The organism is Glaciimonas sp. OK215 (genome assembly GCF_057787885.1).
Window position 1 is genome coordinate 2,321,666 of sequence record NZ_CM173544.1, and the last position, 25,502, is coordinate 2,347,167.

The 25,502-nt window shown below is 56.6% G+C and carries 23 protein-coding genes; 13 read left to right on the plus strand and 10 right to left on the minus strand.

The genetic code is table 11. The features are described from left to right. Positions 1-60: 60 nt before the first annotated feature. The 12 genes from AC3CHX_RS10420 to AC3CHX_RS10475 all read left to right on the plus strand — a co-directional run bounded on the left by AC3CHX_RS10420 (position 61) and on the right by AC3CHX_RS10475 (position 12,028). Positions 61-564, plus strand: a complete 504-nt coding sequence (locus AC3CHX_RS10420) for a cupin domain-containing protein (protein ID WP_488643942.1) — start codon at positions 61-63, stop codon at positions 562-564. Positions 565-590: 26 nt separating this feature from the next. Further along, positions 591-1,595: a hydroxyquinol 1,2-dioxygenase gene (locus AC3CHX_RS10425; RefSeq protein ID WP_488643943.1), complete on the plus strand. Its 1,005-nt coding sequence runs from the start codon at positions 591-593 to the stop codon at positions 1,593-1,595. A gap of 95 nt (positions 1,596-1,690) precedes the next feature. Beyond that, the gene (locus tag AC3CHX_RS10430; protein WP_488643944.1) at positions 1,691-3,154 is read left to right on the plus strand and encodes an aldehyde dehydrogenase family protein; all 1,464 of its coding nucleotides are present in this window, start codon (positions 1,691-1,693) and stop codon (positions 3,152-3,154) included. 26 nt (positions 3,155-3,180) lie between these two features. Continuing rightward, the gene (locus tag AC3CHX_RS10435) at positions 3,181-4,254 is read left to right on the plus strand and encodes a maleylacetate reductase (protein WP_488643945.1); all 1,074 of its coding nucleotides are present in this window, start codon (positions 3,181-3,183) and stop codon (positions 4,252-4,254) included. A 73-nt stretch (positions 4,255-4,327) separates the two neighbouring features. Continuing rightward, on the plus strand, positions 4,328-5,605 hold the full coding sequence (locus AC3CHX_RS10440) for an ABC transporter substrate-binding protein (RefSeq protein WP_488643946.1): 1,278 nt from the start codon (positions 4,328-4,330) through the stop codon (positions 5,603-5,605). 225 nt (positions 5,606-5,830) lie between these two features. After that, entirely contained in the window at positions 5,831-6,553 is a 723-nt protein-coding gene (locus AC3CHX_RS10445) for an ABC transporter ATP-binding protein (RefSeq protein WP_488643947.1), read from the plus strand. Then, positions 6,550-7,251 carry an ABC transporter ATP-binding protein gene (locus AC3CHX_RS10450; protein WP_488643948.1) on the plus strand — a complete coding sequence of 234 codons (702 nt, stop codon included), beginning with the start codon at positions 6,550-6,552 and terminating at the stop codon, positions 7,249-7,251. The genes AC3CHX_RS10445 and AC3CHX_RS10450 overlap by 4 nt, the downstream gene beginning before the upstream one ends. Positions 7,252-7,269: 18 nt before the next feature. Continuing rightward, positions 7,270-8,148, plus strand: a complete 879-nt coding sequence (locus AC3CHX_RS10455; protein ID WP_488643949.1) for a branched-chain amino acid ABC transporter permease — start codon at positions 7,270-7,272, stop codon at positions 8,146-8,148. A 43-nt stretch (positions 8,149-8,191) separates the two neighbouring features. Further along, positions 8,192-9,193 carry a branched-chain amino acid ABC transporter permease gene (locus AC3CHX_RS10460; RefSeq protein ID WP_488643950.1) on the plus strand — a complete coding sequence of 334 codons (1,002 nt, stop codon included), beginning with the start codon at positions 8,192-8,194 and terminating at the stop codon, positions 9,191-9,193. Between the two features lie 188 nt (positions 9,194-9,381). Further along, on the plus strand, positions 9,382-10,275 hold the full coding sequence (locus AC3CHX_RS10465) for a SphA family protein (protein WP_488643951.1): 894 nt from the start codon (positions 9,382-9,384) through the stop codon (positions 10,273-10,275). 295 nt (positions 10,276-10,570) lie between these two features. After that, a complete protein-coding gene (locus AC3CHX_RS10470) occupies positions 10,571-11,413 on the plus strand; it encodes a DMT family transporter (RefSeq protein ID WP_488643952.1) in 843 nt (280 codons plus the stop codon). A gap of 156 nt (positions 11,414-11,569) precedes the next feature. After that, positions 11,570-12,028, plus strand: coding sequence for an Imm51 family immunity protein (locus tag AC3CHX_RS10475; protein ID WP_488643953.1), 459 nt, complete (start codon positions 11,570-11,572; stop codon positions 12,026-12,028). A gap of 109 nt (positions 12,029-12,137) precedes the next feature. On the opposite strand, the gene AC3CHX_RS10480 is transcribed toward AC3CHX_RS10475, so the two are convergent. Continuing rightward, a complete protein-coding gene (locus tag AC3CHX_RS10480) occupies positions 12,138-12,428 on the minus strand; it encodes a PXPV repeat protein (RefSeq protein ID WP_488643954.1) in 291 nt (96 codons plus the stop codon). A gap of 159 nt (positions 12,429-12,587) precedes the next feature. After that, a complete protein-coding gene (locus tag AC3CHX_RS10485) occupies positions 12,588-15,308 on the minus strand; it encodes a bifunctional diguanylate cyclase/phosphodiesterase (protein ID WP_488643955.1) in 2,721 nt (906 codons plus the stop codon). A gap of 660 nt (positions 15,309-15,968) precedes the next feature. Between AC3CHX_RS10485 and AC3CHX_RS10490 the strand changes: the two genes are divergently transcribed. Continuing rightward, complete coding sequence (locus AC3CHX_RS10490) at positions 15,969-16,655, plus strand: HAD family hydrolase (RefSeq protein ID WP_488643956.1); 687 nt, start codon at positions 15,969-15,971, stop codon at positions 16,653-16,655. Positions 16,656-16,686: 31 nt separating this feature from the next. On the opposite strand, the gene AC3CHX_RS10495 is transcribed toward AC3CHX_RS10490, so the two are convergent. The 8 genes from AC3CHX_RS10495 to AC3CHX_RS10530 form a co-directional block, all read right to left on the minus strand. Then, a complete protein-coding gene (locus AC3CHX_RS10495; protein WP_488643957.1) occupies positions 16,687-17,571 on the minus strand; it encodes an AraC family transcriptional regulator in 885 nt (294 codons plus the stop codon). Between the two features lie 16 nt (positions 17,572-17,587). Next, positions 17,588-18,379 (minus strand): L-iditol 2-dehydrogenase, encoded by a 792-nt coding sequence (locus AC3CHX_RS10500; protein ID WP_488643958.1) that lies wholly within the window; start codon positions 18,377-18,379, stop codon positions 17,588-17,590. Continuing rightward, positions 18,376-19,773: a D-arabinitol 4-dehydrogenase gene (gene dalD, locus AC3CHX_RS10505; protein ID WP_488643959.1), complete on the minus strand. Its 1,398-nt coding sequence runs from the start codon at positions 19,771-19,773 to the stop codon at positions 18,376-18,378. Before dalD ends, AC3CHX_RS10500 begins: the two co-directional genes overlap by 4 nt. 10 nt (positions 19,774-19,783) lie before the next feature. Further along, the gene (locus AC3CHX_RS10510) at positions 19,784-20,821 is read right to left on the minus strand and encodes an ABC transporter ATP-binding protein (RefSeq protein ID WP_488643960.1); all 1,038 of its coding nucleotides are present in this window, start codon (positions 20,819-20,821) and stop codon (positions 19,784-19,786) included. A gap of 36 nt (positions 20,822-20,857) precedes the next feature. Next, positions 20,858-21,733, minus strand: coding sequence for a carbohydrate ABC transporter permease (locus AC3CHX_RS10515; protein ID WP_488643961.1), 876 nt, complete (start codon positions 21,731-21,733; stop codon positions 20,858-20,860). Positions 21,734-21,742: 9 nt separating this feature from the next. Beyond that, positions 21,743-22,603 carry a carbohydrate ABC transporter permease gene (locus AC3CHX_RS10520; RefSeq protein ID WP_488643962.1) on the minus strand — a complete coding sequence of 287 codons (861 nt, stop codon included), beginning with the start codon at positions 22,601-22,603 and terminating at the stop codon, positions 21,743-21,745. An 84-nt stretch (positions 22,604-22,687) separates the two neighbouring features. Next, entirely contained in the window at positions 22,688-23,995 is a 1,308-nt protein-coding gene (locus AC3CHX_RS10525; protein ID WP_488643963.1) for an ABC transporter substrate-binding protein, read from the minus strand. Between the two features lie 270 nt (positions 23,996-24,265). Then, complete coding sequence (locus tag AC3CHX_RS10530) at positions 24,266-25,489, minus strand: CaiB/BaiF CoA transferase family protein (protein ID WP_488643964.1); 1,224 nt, start codon at positions 25,487-25,489, stop codon at positions 24,266-24,268. Between the last annotated feature and the right edge of the window lie 13 nt (positions 25,490-25,502).

A 25,502-nucleotide genomic window follows, 5' to 3' on the forward strand; every position in this document is an offset into this window, starting at 1 on the left:
AGACTGCAAGTTATCCAGTATGGATACCTAAAGGCTCTTAGAAGAAATAATGGAGGCATCATGACGCAGTACACGACTAAATTCGGCTCACTGGAGAGCTATGAGAAGGGTGGCGTGCAAGTCATCAATGACAACGCCAGGAATTACGCATTTTCGAATTGTTTCGAGATCGCGGGAAAATCCAAGCCCTACGAAAAAATTGTTTTCGGAATCAACCAGATCTATGTGCTTGAAACGCTTCGTGCCGAAGGAGTTTCGCCTTGGTATACCTGCGCACATGACGAGTTCGCTTTGTGCATGGATAAGGAAGTCGATATCTATCTGGTCAAGCTCGATCCGGTCCAGCAGGTACAGGACAAGGAAAAAAACGGGGCGGTGCAGGTTGCCGGCGCACCTTCAGGTCAGCCGATGGGATGGATGAAAATCAAACGCGGCCATCAGGCGCTATTGCCAGCCAATGTGGCGTACCAATTCCGTGCTGCAGAGCCTGCTGTGATTGTCCTGCAAACCTGCAAGGGCGATTTGTCGGTTGAGAAGTGGGCCGATATCTGCCAGGCAGCCTGATGTTGACTAATCCTTGAGGAACTGAAATGAATGCGCCGATTAAATTCAATACAGTGGCATCTGACGTGCACCCGGTATATGGCTATAAAGCCTTTACATTGGGAGACTTTACCTTCGAACGCGATGAATATTTTGCGCACATAAAATGGATCACCCTGGACGGTAAGCCTGCCTCCCATACCCTGGATGTCGGCAATTTTCTGCGTGCGCTGATGCGCGATGTGGGCTGGGGATTTTTTTATGGGTGGGTGAATTTCGACAACGTCTTTGGCACCACGAATCACTACAAGACGGTCGATGTATTCGCGGGAACCTACAATGCGAATTACAAAAAAGCGAACGTGGATCTGCTCCAGAACTTTCCAACGGAACAGGTGCGTGTGACTTTCGTCGACATGCTGGAAGACTGGACCAATGCCGGTTTTGATCCGTATGCCGCGCCCCAGGAAACCGGCATGCCATATGGTCGGAAGAATGGCAATAATAATGCCGCAGTACGACGTGTGCGGCAATTGGCGCAACGTTGCGTGGGTTTAAAAGACGACCTCGGGATGCGCACGGATAATACGGGCTATCCAATCAATCGTGCCTTTGCCGATGTGCCGCAAGATGCGCCAGAGCTGCATCCGGAACCCGGCTTCGAAAATGAAGTGCACGCGTTCAACCTGTTTGCGTATCTTTCGCGTTCCGACGTGGTCTGGAATCCCTCATTTACTTCAGTCGTCAAGCATAGCTACATGTGCCCGACCACCGAGGAGTACATCTTGCCCATCATTCATGGCAACGACCGGGTTGAATGGTTCTTCCAGATGTGCGATGAGATCACTTGGGATTGCGGCGACAAGATGACCGCCGAACCACGCGCCCGTGTGGTCATGAAGGCCGGCGACATGGCGGCGATGCCGGCGGATTGCCGGCACCAGGGCTTCTCGCCGAAACGCTCCATGCTGCTGGTTTGGGAAAACGGATCGCCGCAGGTGGTCCACGACATTCTGGAAGGCAAGTCGCCTGTCTATCCGGTGTCATTCTAAAGCCGGCGCAAGCTGATTCTTAAATATGACAAATGGATGGGTGGTTGCCCATCCGTAACTTCCGCATTCAAAGCGGGAACGTGTACGGAGTACAAATGCAGACCCAACTTTTCATCGATGGCAGGTTCGTTCCCGCCGAAGACGGCGCGACACTCGCCACTCTCAATCCGCATGACAATTCGGTCATCGCACAGGTCGCGATGGCAGGCAAGGCCGACATCGACAAGGCCGTGGCCGCTGCCAAAGCCGCTTTTCCGAAATGGTCGCGCATGGCGGCGATGGATCGCGGCCGTCTCCTGTTGAAGCTCGCAGACGCAATTGAAGCGAACGCGGACGAGTTCGCCAGCTTGGAGTCGCTCGATACCGGGCATCCATTGCGAGATACCAGAGGATTGGATGTGCCGCGCACCGCGATCACCTTCCGCTATTTCGGCGGCATGGCCGACAAGCTCGAAGGCAGCGTGATTCCGGTCGAGGAAGGCTTCTTGAACTATATGCTGCGCGAGCCGATCGGTGTTGTCGGCCAGGTGGTGCCATGGAATTTTCCACTGATGTTTACCAGCTGGAAAATGGCACCGGCACTGGCAGCCGGCAACTGCATCGTGATGAAGCCAGCGGAATTGACGCCATTGTCCACCTTGCGTATCGCGGAATTGATGGCCGAAGTCGGCTTCCCTGACGGCGTGGTGAATATCGTGCCGGGCTTGGGCCACATCGCAGGCCAATATATCGCCGAGCATGAGGATATTTCGAAAATTGCTTTCACCGGCTCCACCGCAACCGGTCGTCGCATCGTGCAGGCATCGGCTGGCAACTTGAAAAAAGTCCAACTTGAGCTCGGCGGCAAGGGCGCGAACATCGTGTTCGGCGATGCCAACCTCACCGCAGCTGTCAATGGTTCGGCCTTCGCGATTTTCCATAACCAGGGGCAAGCGTGCATTGCCGGTTCGCGGCTGGTTCTGCACAAATCCATTGAGGATGAATTCATTGAGAAATTTGCCAAGCTGGCTGCATCCATCAAGCTTGGCAATCCGCTCGATATCAATACCGAGATGGGGCCGCTGACCTCTTTGCAGCAGCGCGATCGCGTGCTGTCTTACTGCGATGTTGCACGTTCGGAAGGTGGCGAGATTCTGCTGGGGGGTAAGGCGCCTACCAATCAGGATCTCGCAAACGGCTGCTACATCGAACCGACCATTGTGCGCGCAAAGCCAACTGACCGTGTCAGTCAGGAAGAGGTGTTCGGCCCATTTGTCACCGTCTCGACGTTCGAGACCGACGAGGAAGCGCTGGCGATCGCAAATGGTACCGAATACGGTCTCGGTGGCGGTTTATGGACCAACAATTTACAGCGCGCGCACAAGATCGCCCGTGACATGAAATCCGGCATGGTCTGGGTCAACTGCTACAAACGGGTGCATCCCGGTTCTCCCTTCGGCGGGGTAGGGCAGTCCGGCTACGGACGCGAGATGGGTTTCGAGGTGATGCGCGAATACACGCAAGCGAAGTCGGTATGGGTCAATGTCGACGCCAACTTGGCGCCGTACTATCCACGATAAATAGGTAAGGGCAACCAGGAGCAGGTATGACATCGTTTCTACGGGAATTTGTTTTCAGCGGCCACATCCCGCGCGTCGTGTTTGGCGCCGGCAGTCTGCAACACTTGGTGCGCGAAATCGATCTGCTGGGGGCGCAGCGTGCCCTGATACTTTGCACACCGGGGCAGCGTGCCGATGCGGAGCGCGTGGCCAACATCATCGGCGCGCGTTGTGCCGGTATCTTCGACGGTGCAGTGATGCATGTGCCGATCGAAACCGCCAGGGCAGCACGGGAAGTCGCGCAGCAATTGCATGCGGATTGTGCGATTGCCATCGGCGGCGGTTCGACCACCGGCTTGGGCAAGGCGATTGCATTGGAGTCTTCCCTGCCGATTCTCGCGATTCCCACGACGTATGCTGGCAGCGAAATGACGCCGATTTACGGCATTACCGAAGCCGGCCTGAAAAAAACAGGCCGCGACTTCCGCGTGTTGCCCAAAACGGTGATTTACGATCCAGAGTTGACCATCAGCCTTCCCAAGAGCTTGTCGGTCGCCAGTGGCATCAACGCAATGGCACACGCTGCAGAAGGACTCTACGCGCAGGACGCCAATCCGATCATGTCGCTCTTTGCCGAAGAGGGTATTCGCGCGCTGGCGCAGGGATTGCCGAAGGTCATCGCGAATCCTGCGGATATCGATGCGCGCGGCGATTGCCTGTATGGGGCGTGGCTGTGCGGTGCGGTGCTGGGGAGCGTCGGCATGGCATTGCATCACAAGCTGTGCCATACGCTGGGCGGCAGCTACAACCTGCCGCACGCGGAAACCCACACCGTCGTGCTGCCGCATGTGCTTGCTTATAACACATCAGCGGCACCCGCTGCGATGCAGCGTATTGCAAAGGCCCTCGGCACATCCGACGCGGCGCAGGGCATGTATGACCTGGCGACCTTATTGGGAGTGCCAACGGCACTGAAGGACATCGGCATGGCGGCGGAAGAACTGGATCGCTGCGCCGATATCGCCACCCAGAACGCGTACTGGAATCCCCGACCGATTGAGAAGACGGCAATTCGGGCTTTGTTGGAGAACGCCTATTACGGGAGACGTCCGGCAGCATAGAACAGGCAGCAAGCAATTTGACCAAATAAAAAGGTGTAAAAAGCACCAAAACCAAAATCAATTGGAGCGAGACGTGAAAAATAAATTTAATCAACATCGCCGCACGGTGCTGAAAAGTGCAGGTGCAGCCGCAGCAATGACTGCGCTGGGCGCAATGCCGGCTTTCGCGCAATCAAAAGAAATCAGGATCGGCTTCGTATCGCCGCAAACCGGCCCGTTGGCAGCATTCGGCGAAGCCGATAAATGGGTGATCGCCAGTTTGCAGGAAAAATTCAAAGGCGGTATCGAGATCGCCGGCAAGAAATTACCCGTCAGAATAATCCTGAAAGATAGTCAATCCTCGCCGAATCGTGCGGGTGAAGTAGCCAATGACTTGATCCTGAAGGAAAAAATCGACTTGATGCTGGTGTCGTCGACACCGGAAACCGTGAATCCGGTATCGGATGCCTGCGAATTGAATGAAGTGCCTTGCATCTCGACCGTCGTGCCGTGGCAACCCTGGTTTTTTGGCCGGGGAGGCAAGCCGCAAACGGGATTCAAGTGGACCTATCATCTGTTCTGGGGTCTGGAAGATGTGATCGCGAATTTCTCCAGTGGCTGGAAATCGGTTCAGACCAACAAGAAGGTTGGCGGTCTGTTCCCGAACGACGGTGACGGCAATGCGTGGGGTGACAAGGAGCTGGGCTTTCCCAAACCGCTCGCCAGGATGGGGTTTTCGTTGACCGACACCGGCCGCTACCAGAATATGAACCAGGATTTCTCCGCCCAGATTGCAGCCTTCAAAAAGGAGGGCGTCGAGATTGTCACTGGCGTCATGATTCCGCCGGATGCCAAGACATTTCTGACGCAGGCGAAGCAGCAAGGATTCAAGCCGAAGGTCATCACGCTCGGCAAGGCGTTGCTATTTCCCGGCGCCATTGAAGCGCTGGGAGATTTGGGCGATGGCCTGACGACAGAAGTATGGTGGTCGCCATGGCATCCGTTCAAGTCGACATTCACCGGCATGTCCGCCAAGGAATTGTGCGGCGCATATGAAGAACAAACCAAGAAGCAGTGGACGCAGCCGATCGGCTTTTCCCACGCGCTGTTCGAAGTGGCGGTCGATGCATTGAAGCGCTCGAAAGACGCCGGCAAGCCGGCCATTCGTGACGCCATTGCCGCGACCAGCATCAATACCATCGTCGGCCCGGTTAAGTGGGGCGGCCAGGGTCCGTTCAAGAATGTTTCCAAGACGCCGTTGGTGCTGGGTCAATGGGTCAAAGGAACGAAGCATAAGTACGAATTGCATATTGTCAACAATGAAGCGGCATCGACGATTCCAACGAACGGGAAAATGAAGCTGATTGCGTAGGTATACGAAGTCGGCGCCGAGGCAGGTGCGCCTTCGATACGCTGCGCTACTCAGCAATCGGGCGTAATAGCGCAGCGTATTGCGCCGACTGCGGCGGTTGATCACATTCGGCGCAATGTTATTGCGCCCTTGTAGATGCGCAGCACCGTATCGAAGTCGGCGCTGTTGCAAGGGCGTCAGAATTTGCGGCATTTTTCCTGTTTGCATAAGTCCTATATTCACAACATGAAGACACTCCTTACACTCGATGGCGTCAGCAAGCGCTACGGCGCGCTGACTGTCACCGACAACATTACATTGTCCGTGGCGCAGGGCGAGACGCTCGGCATCCTGGGTCCGAATGGTGCCGGCAAGACGACCTTATTCAATCTCATCTCCGGCGACGTACGTGCAGATAGCGGACGCGTGACGTTTGGCGGCCAGGATATTTCCGTGCTGCCTGCGCATCAACGCTGCTGCCTGGGGATCGGCCGGTCGTATCAGATTCCGCAACCCTACGGCGCCATGACAGTCTTTGAAAATTGTTTGGTGGCGGCGGCATTCGGGGGCGGACTGGCTGAGAAAGACGCTTATCCGGTATGCGTTGAAGTCCTGGAAAAAACCGGACTATTGAAGAAAGCGAATCAATTGGCGGGCAGCCTGACTTTGCTGGACCGCAAACGGCTGGAGCTTGCACGCGCATTGTCGACCCAACCGAAACTCTTGCTGCTCGATGAGATTGCGGGAGGCTTGACGGAGCATGAAGCGAAACAGCTGGTCGACGAGATCAAGGCGATCAAGGCGCAAGGCATCACCATGATCTGGATTGAGCATGTAGTGCATGCATTGCTGGCCGTGGCCGATCGCCTGCTCGTCATCAATTTTGGGGCGACGCTGGCGCAAGGGCTGCCGGCTGCCGTGATGAACAATGCGGACGTCAAACGTGTGTATATGGGGCTGGAAGTATGAGTGCGCTTCTTGAAACGCATGATCTGACGGCATTCTATGGCGATTTTCAAGCGCTTTTCGGCGTCGATTTCGAGATACATGCCGGGGAAACGATCGCCGTCATCGGTGCGAACGGGGCGGGAAAATCGACGTTTTTGAAAACGCTCACCGGCTTGCTGAAGACGTCGAAAGACGCTGTGCAGTTCAATGGTGAATCGATCGGCGGAATGGCTCCGGGGAAAATTCTCAAAAAGGGCGTTGCAATGGTACCGGAGGGACGCCGTCTTTTCCCCAGCTTATCGGTGGAAGAAAACTTGCTGATCGGCGGCTATGCCAGGCGGCCGGGTCCCTGGAATCTGCAAGCGGTGTGCAAGCTGTTCCCGATCCTGAAAGAGCGTCGGAATAGCCCTGGCACCGCGCTATCCGGCGGACAGCAGCAAATGGTTGCCATCGGCCGGGCCTTGATGAGCAATCCGACCTTGCTCATCTGCGACGAGATTTCGCTGGGATTGGCCCCAATCGTGATCAAGGAAATCTACGATGCGATGCCTTCGATTACGGCCGGTGGGTTAAGCGTCGTTGTGGTGGAGCAGGATGTCGGCACGGCAAAGAAAGTGTCGAACCGCTTGTACTGCATGCAAAAAGGGAAAATAGCGCTGACCGGTAACTCGGATCGGCTCACCCACGATCAGCTGTCACAGGCGTATTTCGGGATTTAAGCACGAGAAGGATGCGACATGATTAGTTGGATAGACACTCTTTTGCAAGGCATCATGCTTGGCGGCCTCTACGCATTGTTCGCTATGGGCCAGTCGCTGATGTTCGGCGTGATGCGCATCACCAATACGGCGCATGGCGACTTCCTTATTTTGGGCGCATTTTCTGCTTTCGCGCTGCTGTCGATTGTTGGGGTCGGCAGCTCTGCGACACCCTGGCTTGCCATGTTGCTGCTATTGCCGTGTGCGTTCGCATTTGGTTACGGATTGCAACGCTTTGTTTTGAACGGAGCATTGGGAAAAGATCCGTTGCCCTCGCTGGTCGTGACGTTCGGCCTTTCTATCGTCATTCAAAACGTGCTCACAGAGATGTTCACCTCCGATCCTCGCGCCATTCAGACCGGTGGGCTCAGTACCGAAAGTATTCAGCTTGCCGGCGGTTTGGTAATTGGCGTATTGCCGCTCGTGATTTTTGTGATGGCGATCGCTATTGCATTCGGCATGCAATGGCTGTTTGACAAGACCGCCATCGGCCGTGCGTTTCGCGCTACTTCGGACGATAAGGACATTGCGCAACTGATGGGACTGGATTCGAAGCATGTGTATGCGCTGGCTACTGCTATCGCCTTTGTGTTGATTGCCATCGCGGGCACTTTGCAAGGCATGCGGACGACCTTTTCACCGACAGACGGTCCGGCATTATTGCTGTACGCGTTCGAGTCCGTGATTATCGGCGGCATGGGCTCGTTCTGGGGAACCTTTGCCGGAGGCCTTATCCTGGGCGCTACGCAGGGTATCGGCTTTCGCATCGATCCGGGATGGGGAATCTGGTTCGGCCATATCGTATTTTTGCTGATGCTGGTTTTTCGACCGCAAGGGCTATTTCCCAAGACACGCTGATGAAATCAAGCACGGTAACAATACATAACGACAAGGCAGTGCTATGAACACATTCGATTTCTTGGTTCAACGAAAGACGCGCGCCAGTCAGCTTGGCGCAGGCTTTGCTGTATTTCTGGTTGGGGTCGCATGCTCCATGCCGTGGTGGGCGGACCCAAGCTGGATGCGTGAATTCACGCAGATTGCGTGCTATTTCATTTTTGCGAGCATGTGGAACCTGCTCGCCGGTTACGGTGGCATGGTCTCGATTGGCCAACAGGCATTTCTTGGATTTGGCGGCTATATGCTGGTCATCCTGGGAAATAAGGCGGGCGTCAATCCGTTCGTTGCGGTGCCGCTTGCGGCCGCCCTGACTGCGCTCATTGCGGTCCCGGTATCCAGGCTTGCGTTTCGTTTGCAGGGCGGCTATTTCGCGATCGGTACCTGGGTGATTGCAGAAGTATTCCGGCTCTCGTTTGCAAATGTTTCCGCCATTGGCGGTGGTTCCGGCACGAGCCTGACGGGATTGCAGGACGTTGAAAAAGCAACGCGTGAATCGGTGACCTTCTGGATGACGCTGGCTGCCGTGGTGGCGACGATAGGGCTGACGTATTGGTTTTTGCGCAGCAAACAAGGGTTGGCCTTGCTGGCAATCCGCGATTCGGAAACGGCTTCCGAATCGCAAGGCATTGACGTCAAGTCGACCAAGCTCGCGGTATACATCGTCGCCGCGTTCGGCGCGGGTCTCGCTGGTGCTTTGTATTTCCTCGGCAATTTGCGGATTTCGCCGGATGCCGCTTTCTCCGTGAACTGGACCGCATTCTCGATTTTTATAGTAATGATCGGTGGACTGGGCACGATCGAAGGACCAATTCTCGGCGCTGTGATTTTCTGGGCGCTCAACAAATTCTTATCCGACTACGGCACCTGGTATCTGGTCGGACTTGGGCTGCTGGCGATCGTTATTACGTTGCTGTTCAAGGAAGGATTGTGGGGCTTCATACAAAGAAAGTTCGATGTCAGGTTTTTCCCGGTGCAACGCCGACTTCGCATCAAAGAGCCCTAACCGCACGCACGCGTCCTGAAAGCCTGGCAGCCGGACGCCCCGACTCAGGCGCAACTCGTCTCCTGGATATACGTGCAATAACCCTACCAGCATGGAATCAAGCCGATCGTCAGGAAGGCTTGGCTGCGCCTGCGCAAGAACATTGATTGTCAACGTGTTTCAACATGATAAAAAACAGGAGATGAAAGATGAAGAAGAGAGTACAGATCAGGCAGATGGTTTTGGTTGTCGGTGCGATAACGGTAACGCAGTTCGCCTTCGCCACAGAAGGCGGCGGCGGGGCGTATCCGAACGGGAATGAAAATTATATGCTCGGTGCTCTGCCGCCCCCGGGTGTGCATTTCCTTGGCTTCGGGTCGACTTATCACGCAGATCAATTGCGCGGCGCAGATGGCAACCGGCTGCCCGTGGACTTTAACTTGCAAGTGACGGCGCTTGCACCCCGCGTAGTGTGGGTCACCAATCAGCAGATCCTGGGCGGACAACTGGTGTTCCATGCGATTGCCCCGCTCCTGAACATCGACGCGACCGTCAACGGGCACAGCCAGAATAAGACTGGTTTGGGTGACATGTTCTTCGGCACCGGGCTGGGTTACCACGTGTCGGACAAATTGCATTACGTACTTGGGCTTGACGTCATTGCACCAACCGGTTCCTACGATAAGAATAATCTGGTCAACCTGGGTCGCAACTATTGGACCGTCGAACCGCTGGTCGCCATCACTTATGTACAGCCGTCCGGGATCAATGCGGATATGAAGCTGATGGTTGACGTCAATGCACGCAACAAGGACACCAATTATAAATCCGGCCATGAGATCCACGCCGACTATGCGATCGGCTGGGGCTTCGGCAATGGCTGGGTGGCGGGTGTGGGCGGGTATGTCTACAAACAGGTAAGCGACGATCAACTCAACGGCGTCGACATTGGCAACCGTGGCCGGGCTGTTGCATTCGGGCCATCAATCAAGTATGACAACGGCAAGGGCTGGTTCATCACTGCGAAGTGGCAAAAAGAATTTTCAGTGGTCAATCGTGCACAAGGCAATGAATTCAAGGTCAAGGCAGTGCTGCCCTTCTGATTGCCTGCTAGGCAAAGCGTATCGAACATCGGACAGCTCGATACGCTGTTTGTCCGTTTCCCGGTTCTGATAAGAATTGCACCAAAAGTAAGCGTACTTTCTTCCTCAGGTATGATGGCATGCATGACCTTTCCCCGAGTCGCGAGCCCATCTACCGATGCCGGATGCACGACGACAGAGCCGCTGTCGGACGCCTGCACCGCGACTGCCTGATCCGCGCGCCGCCGGGAGCGCCAAAAAAATAACAGGAGCTTTTCTGATACCTCAATCGCACCATTTGCGCAGCGTCTACGCCATGCTGAGCGCCGTCGCCATGTTTTCGCTGATGGACACGGCGATGAAGCTGCTGGCGGCCAATTATCCGGCGATGCAGGTGACGGCGCTGCGCGCGCTGACATCCTTGCCGCTGGTGTGCCTGTACCTGGGCTGGCGCGGCGGGTTTGGCAAAGTACTGAAGGTGCACTGGCCGCTGCAATGCCTGCGCGGTTTGCTGGGCATAGCGATGCTCACGCTGTTCGCCTATGCGCTCAATTTGTTGTCGCTGGCTGAAGCGTATTCGATTTTTTTCATCGCGCCGACCCTGATTACCGCCTTGTCGGTCTTCGTTCTCAAGGAAAAAGTGGATGCGGCGCGCTGGTGCGCGGTGGCGGTCGGCTTGGGCGGCGTGCTGGTGGTGCTGCGCCCGGACGGCAGCGAATTTTTCTCTTTGGGTGGGCTGGCCGTGCTGGGCGCGGCCGCCTGTTACGCCGTCTCCGCCATCACAGGCCGTGTGCTGAGCCGCACCGACAGCAGCGAGAGCATGGTGTTTTGGATGATGTTGATCATTGCGGCCGGCGCCAGCGTCCTGGCAGCACCGGACTGGGTGGCGATCCGCGCGCAGGACCGGTGGTTGCTGGCGGGCTTGGCGATCTCCGGCTTTCTGGGGCAGTTGGCGATTACCGAAGCGTTCCGTCTCGGCCGGGCGTCCAGCGTGGCGCCGCTTGAATATTCGGCGCTGGCCTGGGGCGTAGGGTTGGACTGGCTGTTGTGGCGCACGTTGCCCGATCACTATACTTTGCTAGGCGCCGCCATCATTATCGCCAGTGGCGTCTATTTGGTACGGCGCGAAGCGGTGCATGCCGAGTGCGAGCACCCGTGAATGGGCGGGCCGCCGCTTTGATTGTTATTTTTCTGTATGTGGGATAGCGAACCGACCGCACCTCGTATCGTGTAGATACTTGATTAGCTCAGGGTTAGAGACCGGGCAAAACGCGCTACTGCATTGGTCGTACTCTTTTCAGGAAAGAAGCAAATCATGGAATTCAACGCGGAAACCAGCGTGCGCCAGGACTACGAAATATCAATGAAGATTGATGCAAGGCAGGTAGCAGGTTTAACAACAGATAGCACGACATTTTTACCCTTCGTTCTTATTGATGGCGAGTGTAGGGCGCTTGTGATGTTCGATGACCATATGGCGTTCAAATGCCATGTTTTTGCAGAGCAATCGCGGGACGGATGGACGGGTAGCGGGGATGACTGGACGATTCTTGCTCAGGTCATTGTTGCTGAGCAACTGTCCCCAAGAGCAGAGCCGGTTACATATGATTCTGACGCCGGTATGTTTTCCGCCAGGGGAAGTCGATCCACTTTAGAAAAACTCGGCTTTGCGTTGCAGGCGGCATTTAGGAAGGACCAGGCGATCCGGGATTTGATGTCGCGCGTCACGTTACCGTTATTAAACTGGCGCGCCAGGAATCGCTACCTGTCGTAAGACAATTACGCATCTATGGATTGTAAACTCATGCGAGAGCATGAGCGTAATCGGCAGATATGCTCACTGACATGCTCAGTGAGCAGACATTGATGGACGGAACGAGGATTTAATCGCCATGGCCACGGTGTTCGCCATGGTTATCTTCACGGTCATGGCGTTCTTGCCACTGCCGCTGCTGCCATTGATGCGCTCTTCCATGACGGTCGCGCCAGTCTTGTTCGCGTTCCTCCCGGATATATACCGGACGTGGTTCAACATAGACTGGTGCCGGCGCAATATATACGCCTGGCAGACCAATATTGACACCCACATCTACGTGCGCCATCGCAGGGGTTGCTGCCATCATGAACGCGGTGCTTGCGATCAATCCGGCGCCAATGCTGATATATTTTTTCATGATTGTTTCTCCTCTGGTTTTAGGAAGTTCCATATTCGTTTTGTGCACTTTGTCGTTCACTATGGAATATAGGCTCATGAATCGATAGATTCTGTGCGCTAGCGCACGCAGAGGTGTGATATTTGACGATACAAATCGGTGGCGCGGAGCCGGCAGGCATCACATCTCGACCTCCAGATCGGACGGGAAAAGAAATCGCTTAAGCATCAAAGGCGGCAATTCAGCGGCGGGAAGCGGACGGGAAATGAAGTAACCTTGAATTTCATCGCATGAAAGCGATTGCAGCACCCGTACTTGTTGTATGGTTTCCACGCCTTCGGCGATGACAGTCATGCCGAGCGCATGGGCCATGGACACAATTGCCTTGAAGAAGACTTCACTTTTGTCCGATTTTCCTAGTTCGGCCGTAAAGGTCTGGTCTACCTTGAGTACATCCATATCGAGTCGCTGAAGCTGGGAGAGCGACGAATAACCGGTACCGAAGTCATCGACAAGCAGCTTGATTCGCAGCGCTCTTAGTGCACTCAGTTCGGCAATAATCTCCGTATTTTCTCCCATCATCATGGATTCGGTTATCTCGATTTCAACAAGTTCCGAGCTGATTTCATGACGGGAAAGGCATGCAGCAATCGTCTGTTGAACACCTCCTCGGTTGAACTGTCGCGCGGACACGTTAATGGACACGGGGACCAATGGCAGGTCGCGTTTCTTCCAGTTCGCCAATTGTGCGCAAGCCTTCTCCATCACCAGTTCGCCCAACTTAAGGATTAATCCCGTACTTTCCGCCAGCGGGATAAACTCTCCCGGCGGCACGAGTCCCCGCTCGGGATGCATCCACCGCACCAGCGCTTCCATCCCGCAAAGCCGGCCAGTCGCCGTCCAAACGCGTGGCTGGTAGAAAAGGACGAACTGGTCTTCGTCCACCGCACGCCGAAGCTCGTGTTCCATCTCGAGCTGATGCTTCCGGTCCCTGTAGAGCTGGGCGTCAAAGAAGCGATAATGCCCTCTGCCACCGTCTTTGGCGGAATACATTGCGATATCGGCATTCTTCATCAGTGTCTCTGCATCCTCTCCGTCGCCGGGGAACAGGCTGATGCCGATGGAGGCTCCCACCAGGTGTTTTCCACTCGAAAGTTCAAACGGTTGACTGAATGCCTCGACAATGCGCGAGGCCACCGCGATGGCTTTTGTTTTCCTTGCGACGTCTTCAAGAATGATAGTAAATTCGTCCCCGCCCAGCCGAACGACATTGTCGCCGGGTCTGAGAACCGAGCGCAAACGCACGCTCGCAGCCTGCAAGAACTGGTCTCCCGCCGAATGCCCCAACGTGTCGTTTATATTCTTGAAATGGTCGAGGTCGATAAAAAGAATGCACAGCATATTGCCTGCGGTTTTTGCACGCTCCAGCGCAGGCGGGAGAAAATTCACGACCCAGTTCCGGTTCCGCAGGCCGGTCAATTCGTCTTCGTTCGCCAACCGCAATAAATCGTGCTCGTGCGACTTCGTTTCGGTGATGTCCCGCAGCGTCAATGCCAGTCCATGAGGAGAGCGCACCATTTTCCTGTGCAACCAAGTCATTTGTAGCGGGCTTTCCGGCGGCACGCGATATTCGTCTTCGTAAAACCCCAGCGCGATGGCGTGCCGAAAGGTTGTCATCAGCTTGTCGAAAAGCGGTTTGTCGGCATACAGCGTAGAGAGCTTTGTACCCAATAGCTGCGCCTTGTTGAGCCCATGGAAAGCTGCGCCATGCTCGTTGCTATCCTCTATGTCGAAGTCAATCACATGGCCACTCTTGTCGCGTAGCGTGCGCCACATGTAAAACCCCTCATTGCCTGCCTCGGTGACTATCCCATACTGTTCCCGGATTTTTTCGATGTAGCGCTTCCTCCACGCCAGGCGAGAAGACAAAAACGTGCCGATCAGCGCAACAATAGCTAAAAAAATGCTGCCAACAATAGCGTATGTCTTGTAGGTGTCCGAGATCTGTCGATACGGAGCAAGCAAGTCCTGTTCGGACAGCCCGACCAGCGCGACAAAGGGGTAAGACGCCAATGTGTGCCAACCGACATAGCGTGCCTGGCGGTCCGCGAACCACGGCGTTCCCGCCATCAAACGGACACCAGCTCCTGAAGCGAACGCCGGAATCGCGCTTAAAGCGGGGGAGACTGACTCATCTGTGCCGCCACCTGTGCTCGACATGCGCAATAAATGGTCTTCTTTGCCTATCATCCCCAAAAATCCCGTCTTGCCGAGGTCCGGCCCCCCGTAGAACGAAGAAAACACGCTGGGCTGCGCCGTTACCACCACCACCCCATCAAACGCCCCATCACCGGTCTCCAGGCGCCGGGAAAAGTGAATGACCGCCTTTCCGGTGCGGCGACTGATAACCGGTTGTCCTACCAAAAGAATGTTTTCTGCATTGGCCCTGTGAAAAATAAAATAGTCGCGCTTTGCGAAGCTCTGCATCGTGCGTGCATTGTGGGACGACCGCGATATCGATTCGCCGTTGCGGTCTATGAGGTTGACGTCAAGACGGGCCGGAGCGGACAAAAGGTTGAATTGAAATGAATTTTCCAGCCTGAGCGCCCTGTTTGAATGTTCCCATTGATGCTTGACGAGCACCGTTATCTGGTCGATTTGCGTGAGGGCGTTGGCCAGGTGCAGCGCGTATGCCGTAGACAAAAACGTCGCGTCCGCCAGCGCCTCTTTTTCCAGCCGGCGTTTCTCCTCACCCACCTTCAAAAGCGTCGCGCCCCACAGAAGCAATCCCAGGACCAAGCACGTGATCGACGGTATCAGAACCGGGGAAAAGATTCGGCGATGGCCTAGAAGTCCGCCAATGAAGCGGATTGCGGAATTGACTCTATTGATGGTCGCCATCGCATGTTTTTTCTGTATGACGTCGTGCGACGTCCCAATGCAGCTCAAACAAAATCGGACTACGTCCGGGCGTGTGCGTTTTTCTTATGGCCATCTCTCAAAACCTACTGCGCGACCCAATCTCGGGGCTGCGATGCTCACCGCCCTTGCTGGGCGCGTTTGCGCTTGCAAGCGCAAACCGTTCCACAGGCGGACTGCATACAGTCCAAATTCCCTGCTACACCCTCCGTACGGCTGTGCTTCTCGCCCCGACCTTGGACAAGGTCAGCGACAGCTGAGGCTACGGTTTTTAGAGGCGGCCTTATGCGAGACCGGCGGTCATGAAAGATTTGCCGGATGTGCAACCAAGATGGTTGCCGTCTGGCAATAATATCATCGCCGTAACCGGATGCAGCAAGCTGAGCTGCCAATGCGATTGTCCCGCTTTGGTCGAATTCGCTCCGTGCGTTGGCGCACAATGCGCGATATATAGTTGCGAAACAACCATTGCGGCTGTGCCGCCAGGGCAAATGAAAGCTTTCAAAATAGTATCGATCTTTGTGCTTTATTGAGGTGGTGCGTTATGGGCATGCGCATGTAAACTGAGTCGCATCAACGACGACAACGTGCTCCGGCATTGACCCGGAACCAAATCAGGAGACATCAGAATGCGAGGCCCGTGTGCTTAACGACACTCTTACCCATTTGGTTAGCGACTGTGACGGCGTATTGATCGATAGCGAAGCCATTGCGCTGGAGGTGTTGCTGTCTGAACTGCAGCCCCGGGTGGCCGAAAATCATCAGCTTGCCGAGCTGCTTCGGCCACAGCTTGGTTTGCCGCTGGAATTATTGCTATCCGAGCTGTTCAGCGCGCTTGGCATTCCCCCTTTGGCCGAAGCGGAAATAGCCGCCATCCGCGACACGGTCGAAGCGGAATGCGACCGACGCCTGACGCTTGTTTCAGGGGTGGCGCAAGCATTGGCCGAGATTCGCCTGCCCAAGGCCGTGGCCAGCAATAGCAGTAGTAAACGCGTTCGCGCCGCATTAAGACGGACTGGTCTGTCAGCATTCTTTGGCGCGCGGATCTATACCGCCGATAGCGTCGGCCGCCCCAAACCGCATCCGGCTGTGTATTTGGCCGCCGCCGCCGGCTTTGGCGTAGCGCCGGGGGCCTGCATTGCGCTGGAAGACAGCGTCACCGGAGTGACCGCTGCCGCGTCCGCCGGCATGTATGTGCTCGGCTTTACCGGAGGCGGGCATGTTCATGCGGAGCAGGGGACGCAGCTAAAAGCCGCGGGTGCGCATGCGACTTTCGAGAGCATGGCGCAATTGCCGGCGCTGATCGAGGGATTGCGCAATCGCAACTGAAACGCTGTTCAATGCGCATCCTTTGTGCGCGTCATGCGCTGCCAAATCTGCCTTCCGACTGCGACCTGAACTCTTTCGGTGTGACGCCTTTCATCTCCAGAAAGCGGCGATTGAAATTCGCAACATTGTTGAACCCGACGTCATAGCAGATATTGGTCACATATTGGTCTGTATTCATTAACAATTGACAGGCTTTATTGATGCGAAGCTGATTCACGAAATCGGTGAAACTATTACCGGTTGCCTTACGAAAAAAACGTGAGAACTTGGCCTGCGACATGCCCAGTCGGGCCGCCAATATTTCGGCTGAAATCGGCGTGCGGTAGTTTTCGGTAATGTAGTTGAACACCGTATTGATTTTCGCCAGGGATGCATCGTCGTCAAACGATTGCATTTGCGCGCTGGACAAAAGACGATACGTAGTGCTTTTCGCCAACATGCCAAGCAACTTCAGGAATTCCGCAAATCGGCTCACGTCCCTGGCATTGCGTATCCGGTAAAAATCCTGCTCGACCTGTTCGCTCATGTTGAAGAATTCAATGCCATACTTTGCCCGTTCCAGCAGCGGCATGAGCTCACGCAATTCCGGGATATATTTAGCGGCGAATTCCAGCGGTGCATGGCCAAACTGGATCGCCATGTCGCGCATTGGAATCCCCTCTTTGGGGACGTCCGTGGAAACCCAGTTATGCGGCAGACGCGGTCCCGTCAATACCAGGTTGCCTGGTGAGAATTCCCCGATATAGTCGCCGACAAACAGCTTGCCGCTACTTTTGATAATGAAATGCAATTCGTAAGCATCATGGTAATGCCAGCGGATCAACGGGTCCGGCACCCCATGCTCCAGAAAACGCAGGAATTCACTGAATTCGTGGAGTTCAAGCTCAGGGGGGCGGGATGGGAGTTTCGTAGCCAATGTTCGCTCCTACAGTTCAACTCATGACATTACCACCATCCACATTCAATGTCTGGGCCGTGATGTAGGCGGACTCGGCACTGGCAAGGAAAATGGCGGCGCCGGCGATCTCGTCCGGATGCCCCATGCGGCCGAGCGGCACCGCATGGCCTACCGCTATTTTCTTTTCCCCCGGCTTGAGTCCCTCATAGCGCGCAAACAAGGCATCGACATGGCCCCACATCGGCGTGTCGACCACGCCGGGCGCAATCGCGTTGACACGGATGCCGGACGGCGCCATCGCCAGCGCTGCCGATTGGGTATAACTGATCACGGCGGCCTTGGTCGCGCAATAATGCGACACCAGCGCTTCACCCCGGCGTCCGGCCTGCGATGCCATGTTGATCACCGTGCCGCGCGTGCCTTGGCTGACCATCTGCGCGAGCACCTGTTGCATCGTGAAGAACATCCCTTTGACATTCACATCGAACAGGCGCTGATACATCGCCTCATCCGATTCCAGCAACGGCGCCATATCGAACACGGCGGCATTGTTGAACAAAACATCCACCGGACCGAATGCCTGGCTGGCGCGTTCGATCAGCCGTGCCACGGAAGCGGCGTCTGTCACGTCGGTGGCGACATACATCAGTGCAGCCGGATAGCGCTCCATCAGCGCCGCCAATTCCATCGATGGCTCGGCAGACAAATCCGCCACCGTACAGCGCGCCCCTTCATTCAGATAAGCCGCTACAACCGCTAATCCGATACCGCCGCCGGCGCCGGTCAGTATCGCGTGTTTGTCCTGAAGACGAGTGAGGCTTGTCATTGTGAATTACCTTTTAACCATTGTTGGATTGTTAGATACGCCTGGCGGATCCCCGCCTCAAGCGTCTGATTACCTGCCAGCGCGCCCCAAAGAATGGGGCTGCCGCAAAAAGCATGGACTACATCGGGTGCGCCGAGGATGTCTTGAACCGCCGTTACATCCATGGCCTGATCCTTGTAGGCGAACGGGATGTTCCCGGCTGCGCGCTGCTGCAGAAAAGTCAGGAACAGCGCCGGCAGCACGGCCGTGCGCGCGAACGGTTGTTGCTGCGCCAGCCGCTCGGCAATGGTGGGCGCAATAAAGCCCGGTATTTTGGCAAAGCCGTCGGCGGCCACACGTTCGATCGTGTCTTTGATATGCGGATTGCTGAAACGGTCCAGCACAGTATCGCGATAGCGCGCCAGATCGACCGGGCTGGGCGACAGGCAGGGAATCACATCCTCGGTGACGTATGCCCTTGCCATCTCCCGAATTGCCGGGTCGGCCAATGCCTCGTGAATAGTGTTGAAGCCGCGCATCGCCCCGGCCCAGGCGATGCAACTATGGCTGGCGTTCAGGATGCGGATCTTGGCCTCTTCATATGGCAAGACGGAAGGCACCATCTCCACGCCGACCTTCTCCCACGGCGGCCGGCCATTGCAGAAATGATCTTCAATCACCCATTGGCTGAAATCCTCGGCCATCACAGCACATGCATCGGTGAACCCTGTGGCCGCTTGCACCCGCTCTTTCGCCTCGGCCGGCGGCCTTGGCGTGATCCGGTCGACCATTCCGTTCGGGCAGGTGGTGTTGGCTTGGACCCAGGCGAGCAAGCCGATTTCGCCGCGCCGCACCAGAAAGTCGAGCAGGCCGATTCTGAAATGCTCGCCATTGCTGCGGATATTGTCGCAGCACAGCAAGGTCACCGGGCCCGCATCGTCGTCACGGCGGGCGCGCAGGATGCCGCACATCGCGCCGTAAATCGTCAGGTGGCTGCCTTGCTCCAGATCCGCACGCAAATCCGCATACGACAAATCCAGCTGCTGATGCTGATTCAGGTAATAGCCCGCTTCGGTCACCGTGAACGAAATGATCCTGGTATCCGGCCGCCGCCCGAATGCCACCACCGCTTCCAAATCGGGCGACCATGGCAGGATATCGGCGATCGAACGGATCCGTTCATAGCTGAAGACACCCGCGGGCGTGACGGTTTCCAGCGTGTATTGCCCGTCCTGGGCGCTCAGATCGTGCAACAACTGGGCCATGTCGGGCCGGATATTCCCGGCGGCCAGCGTCCATCTTGTATCGCCGCTGTCGATCAGGCGATTCAGGTACCACGCTTGATGCGCGCGATGGAAAGCGCCGACGCCAAGATGCAGTATCCGCTTGGTCGAGATTGGAGTGGTGTGTGACATAAGGCTCAGGTTAGTGCGCGGCTGCATAGACTTTGCCCGCCCGGTCGAAAATATGCATGTGCTGTTGGTTCAAAAGAAGACTGACGCGGTCGCCCGGATTCAGGGCGGTGCGTTCATTGCGTCTGGCGACGATCTGCACGCCGCTTTCCAGCGTCGAATAGATCAGCGTTTCGGCACCGAGCGCTTCCACCACGTCCACGGTGGCCGGATAGCCGTCGGCCGCTGCGCTGCCGAGTTCAACGTATTCGGGGCGGATACCGATGAAACCGCCCTCCGGCAAGGTCAGGCCGGCACGCGGCGCGCGCGGCAGATCGGACAGCGGCAAGATGTTCATGCTCGGGGTGCCGATGAATTGCGCCACGAACTGGTTGGCAGGCCGGTCATACAATTCCAGCGGCGTACCGACCTGTTCGATATTGCCGTCGCGCAGCACCACGACGCGATCGGCCAGCGTCATCGCCTCGACCTGGTCATGCGTGACGTAAATCGTGGTGGCGCCCAATTCCCGGTGCAGGCGGGCGATTTCGATCCGGGTTTGGCCACGCAAGGCCGCATCGAGATTCGACAGGGGTTCGTCGAACAGGAATACCTTCGGCGCGCGCACGATGGCGCGGCCGATCGCCACCCGCTGACGCTGGCCGCCGGACAGGGCCTTCGGCGTGCGCTCCAGGTAGTCGGTCAGGTTCAGGATGGCGGCGGCCTTGTTGACCTTGGTGCGGATCACTTCTTTATCGACGCCGGCCAGTTTCAAGGCAAACGACATGTTTTCGAACACGGTCATGTGCGGATACAAGGCATACGACTGGAATACCATCGCCAGGTCGCGTTTGGAGGACGGTAAATGGGTGATGTCCTTGCCGTCCAGCGTGAGGCTGCCGCCATTCACCGGTTCGAGACCGGCGATCAGGCGCAGCAAGGTCGATTTGCCGCAACCGGAAGGGCCGACGAAGACGATGAATTCCCCCTTCTTGATCTCCAGGTTGATGCCTTTGATGGCGCGGTGCGTTTCGAAATATTTCTCGATCTTGTTTAATGTCAGGAAAGCCATGATGGTGTGTCCTCTGAATTTTTTAAATAGAACCGCTTATTTGACTGCGCCGAAGGTCAGCCCTTGCACCAGTTGTTTCTGGCAGAACCAGCCGAACACGATGATCGGCGCAATCGCCATCAGCGAAGCGGCGGAGAGCTTGGACCAGAACAATCCTTCCGGACTGGAATAAGAGGCGATCAGCGAGGCCAGCGTGCCGGCATTCGCAGCGCCGAGATTGAGCGACCAGAATGACTCATTCCAGGACAGCACCAGGCACAACAAGGCGGTCGATGCCATGCCGCCCAGACCCAGCGGCAGGATGACGTAGCGGAACTCCTTGAGGATGGTGGCGCCATCCATCCGTGCCGCCTCCAGAATTTCACGCGGGATTTCCTTGAAATAGGAGTACAGCATCCAGACCATGATCGGCAGGTTCGACAGCGTGAAAATGACGGTCAGTCCCCAGCGGGTATCGAGCAGGCCGAATTTCTGGTACAGCACATACATCGGCACCAGCACGCCTACGGCCGGCAGCATCTTGGTCGACAGCATCCAGACCAGAATGTCCTTGGAACGCTTGGTCGGCGAGAACGCCATCGAATACGCGGCAGGTGCGGCGATCAGCAGGCCGATGATGGTGGACCCCACGCTGGTGATGATGGAATTCATCGCATACAGCAGGTAATTGCTGCGCGCCTGGACTTCGACAAAATTTTCCAGCGTCGGCGTGAAGAACAGGTGCGCCGGTACCGCGATGGCTTGCAGTTCGGTCTTGAAGGCGGTCAGACCCAGCCAGAAGATCGGGAAAAACAGCAGTAAAGCCAGCAGCCAGGCCAACCCTGAGCGGCACAGCAGGGCCAGCTTGAATGCGGTGGTGCTGGTGACGGTGGGTACTGCAAGCGGCGTTGTATTGTCCGTGATTGCGTTCATGTCCGGCTCCTATTTCTCTAAGTTCTTGCCGATCAGGCGGATGAAGAAAATCGCTGCGATATTCGCCAGCAATACCGCAAACAAACCACCGGCCGAAGCGACGCCGACGTCAAAACTGGACAAGGCCTGGCGGAAGATCAGGAAGGCGACATTGGTGGTCTCGAAACCCGGACCGCCCCCGGTCGTCGTGAATATTTCGGCAAACACCGACAGCAGGAAAATCATCTCGATCATGATCACCACGGCAATCGACCGTCCGAGATGCGGGATATACAGATACCGCAGCTGCTGCAGGTAATTCGCGCCATCCATGCGGGCCGCCTCAAGCTGCTCGCGGTCCATCGATTGCAAGGCCGTCATGAGAATCAGAAAGGCGAACGGCAGCCATTGCCAGGAAACGATCAGGATGATGGAAAACAGCGGGTATTCCGACAGCCAGTCGATCGGTGTAAAACCAAGGAAGTGACTGATTTGCGCGAATATCCCGTAGATCGGGTTCATCATCATGTTCTTCCACGTCAGCGCATTCACCGCAGGCATGACGAAGAACGGCGAAATCAACAGCACGCGCACCACAGAGCGCCCGGGGAACGGTTCGTTGACCAGCAGGGCCAGCGCAATGCCGACCACTACCGTGATGCCCATCACGGAAGACAGCAGCACCAGCGTATTCTTGACCGCAGGGGCAAAGGCATCGTCGGTAAAGAAGTAACGGTAATTGTCGAGCCCGGCGAACGCATGCGCGCCCGGCTCCAGCAGGTTGTAACGCAGCAGCGAAAAATAGATGGTCATCGCCAGCGGGACGATCATCCAGACGAACAATGTCGCCACCGCAGGCGTGAGCAGCAGCCGGGATGTGAGTCGTTTCATGGTGTATCTCGTAAAGAAGCCGGAAGCAGGCGGGGAATAGACGGCCTGCTTCCGGTGGTCAGTCGGAATAATCCCTGGTTGGGATTATTTGTAGTAACCGCCCTTGCGCATGTCGCGTTCGGCTGCCTGCTGCGACACTTCCAGCGCTTTTTCCACCGTTTGCTTGCCCAGCAATGCCGCACTTAGCTGTTGCCCGGTGGCCGCGCCGATGGACTGGAATTCGGGAATCGCGGCGTACTGCACACCGACATAGGGTGACTGCGGCAGCGTGCTGTGATTCGGATCGGCAGAGAAAATCGCCTTATGTTCGGCCGCTGCAAATGTCGCTACCTTCTGGAACTCCGGATTGGCATAGGTGGATTTGCGGGTGCCGGTCGGGACGTTTTTCCAGCTGGTTTCCTTTGCCACCAGAGCGACATATTCCTTCGAGGTGGCCCAGCGGATGAATTTCTGTGCCGCGTCTACGTGCTTCGAGCTTTTCGGGATCGCCAGAGACCATGCCCACAGCCAGTTGGCGCCGCGCTCGGTGGTCGCCACCGGGGATTGGGCAAAAGCGACTTTATCGGCGACTTTGCTCTGTTTCGGGTCGGTGACGAACGAGGCAGCGATGGTGGCATCAATCCAGATGCCGCACTTGCCCTGGTTGAACAAGGCCAGGATTTCGTTAAAGCTGTTGGAAGAAGAGCCGGGAGGGCCGTAATTTTTCAGCAGATCGACGTACATATTGACGGCGTTCTTCCAGGGTTGACTGGTCAGTTGCGGCTTCCATTTCATATCGAACCATTGCGCGCCGAACGAGTTGGCCATGGTGGTGATAAAGGCCATGTTATCGCCCCAGCCCGGCTTGCCGCGCAAGCAAATGCCATACACGCCATTGGCGGGGTCATTGATTTTCGCGGCAACTTCGCGGATATGGGTCCAGGTCGGACGGTCTTCGATCGTCATCCCGGCCTTCTTCACCAGGTCGGAACGGTACATGATCATCGAGCTTTCTCCATAAAACGGCGCCGCATACAGTTTGCCGTTGACCGATAAACCGGCACGGATGGACGGCAGCAGGTCGTCAACGTCGTAAGCGGCATCCGGCTTGATCTCAACCAGCCAGTCTTTCTTGCCCCAGATCGGTGTTTCATACATGCCGATCGTCATTACGTCGAACTGGCCGCTCCCGGTCGCGATATCGGTGGTCACGCGCTGACGCAATACCGCCTCTTCCAGGTTGACCCATTTCAGCTTGATATCGGGATTGTCTTTTTCGAAGAATTTGCCAAGTTTCTGCATCTCGATCATGTGCCCGTTATTCACGGTGGCAATGACCAGGTCGGTGGCCGCCAGTACATTGGTTGCGGCGAACATGCCAAGGCACAACGCGCTTGTAGCGATGAGTTTCATGCTGATTGTCTCCGTTTGGTTTTTTTTGGTACTAAGAAGATATTAGCAGCCGCTTTCGATACCCTCTAATACTTGGAAGTCAAACTCCGATACTATTTTGCGGCGATTAATATCGGAAGATGGCTAATGGCGGTTTAATCGGCGTCGCTGCCGGCGTCGAGACGGCAGGGGGAAGGGCAGGGACGGGAAGGGGCCTCGGGATGTTCCGAGGCCCCATGTTGAAACAGTCGTGCTTTTGCAGGGCTGGCGGATGCTCTTCGATACGGTGACTTAGATAATCCCTTTTTCCCGCAATTCCCGGATTGCCAGGTCGGACAAGCCGAGCACGCGGTTCAGCACGCTGGCGGTATGTTCGCCCAGGGTCGGTGGCGCCAGCCGGTATTCGACCGGCGTGGCCGAGAGGCGGATCGGACTGGCGACCAGCGGTAAGTTGCCCAATTCGGGGTGCTCCAGCGTGACCTGCATGCCGCGCGCCTGCACTTGGGGATCGGCGAACACGTCGGCCAGGGTATTGATCGGCCCGCAGGGCACTGCCAGCGCTTCCAGCGCGACTATCCATGCAGCGGTGCTGCGCTCGACGGTGATTCTGCGCAGTAGCGGGATCAGCAGCGCGCGATTCTCGACCCGGACCGTGTTGCTGACGAAGCGCGGATCGGTTGCCAGTTCGGGATGACCGGCTTCCTGGCAAAAACGGCCGAACTGGCCGTCATTCCCGACCGCCAGAATCATGTAGCCATCCGCCGTCGGAAACGCCTCGTAGGGAACGATGCTCGGATGGGCGTTGCCGAGACGGGTCGGCACCTTGCCGCTGGCCAGATAGCCCGCGGCCTGGTTCGCCAGACAAGCGACCTGTACGTCCAGCAGTGCCAGGTCAATGTACTGGCCGAGGCCCGAGGTCTGCCGATGCGCCAGCGCGGCGAGAATGCCGGTACTGGCATACAGCCCGGTGAGGATGTCGACGACGGCTACGCCCACCTTTATCGGGCCGCCACCTTCCTCGCTGTCGGGGCGGCCGGTGAGGCTCATCAGGCCGCCCAGGCCCTGAATCAGGAAGTCGTATCCTGCCCGCGGCGCATACGGGCCGGTCTGGCCAAAGCCGGTGATGGAGCAGTAGATCAGGCCCGGATTGATGGCCTTCAGAGAGGCGTAATCGAGGCCGTACTGCTGTAGTCCGCCGACCTTGAAGTTCTCGATCACGACGTCCGATTTCGCCGCCAGCTCGCGCAGCAGCCGCTGACCCTCGGTCGTCGCCATGTCGATGCTGACCGACTGCTTATTCCGGTTGGCGCTCAGGTAATAGGCTGCCAGCGATGTATCGTGCCCGGCCTGATCCTTGACGAAGGGCGGCCCCCAGCCACGGGTATCGTCCCCGGCGTCAGGACGCTCGACCTTGATGACTTCCGCCCCCAGATCCGCCAGGATCTGGCTGGCCCAGGGGCCGGCCAGAATGCGGGATAGGTCGAGTACGCGAATGTGAGATAGAGCACCGGCCATATTATTTGTCCTG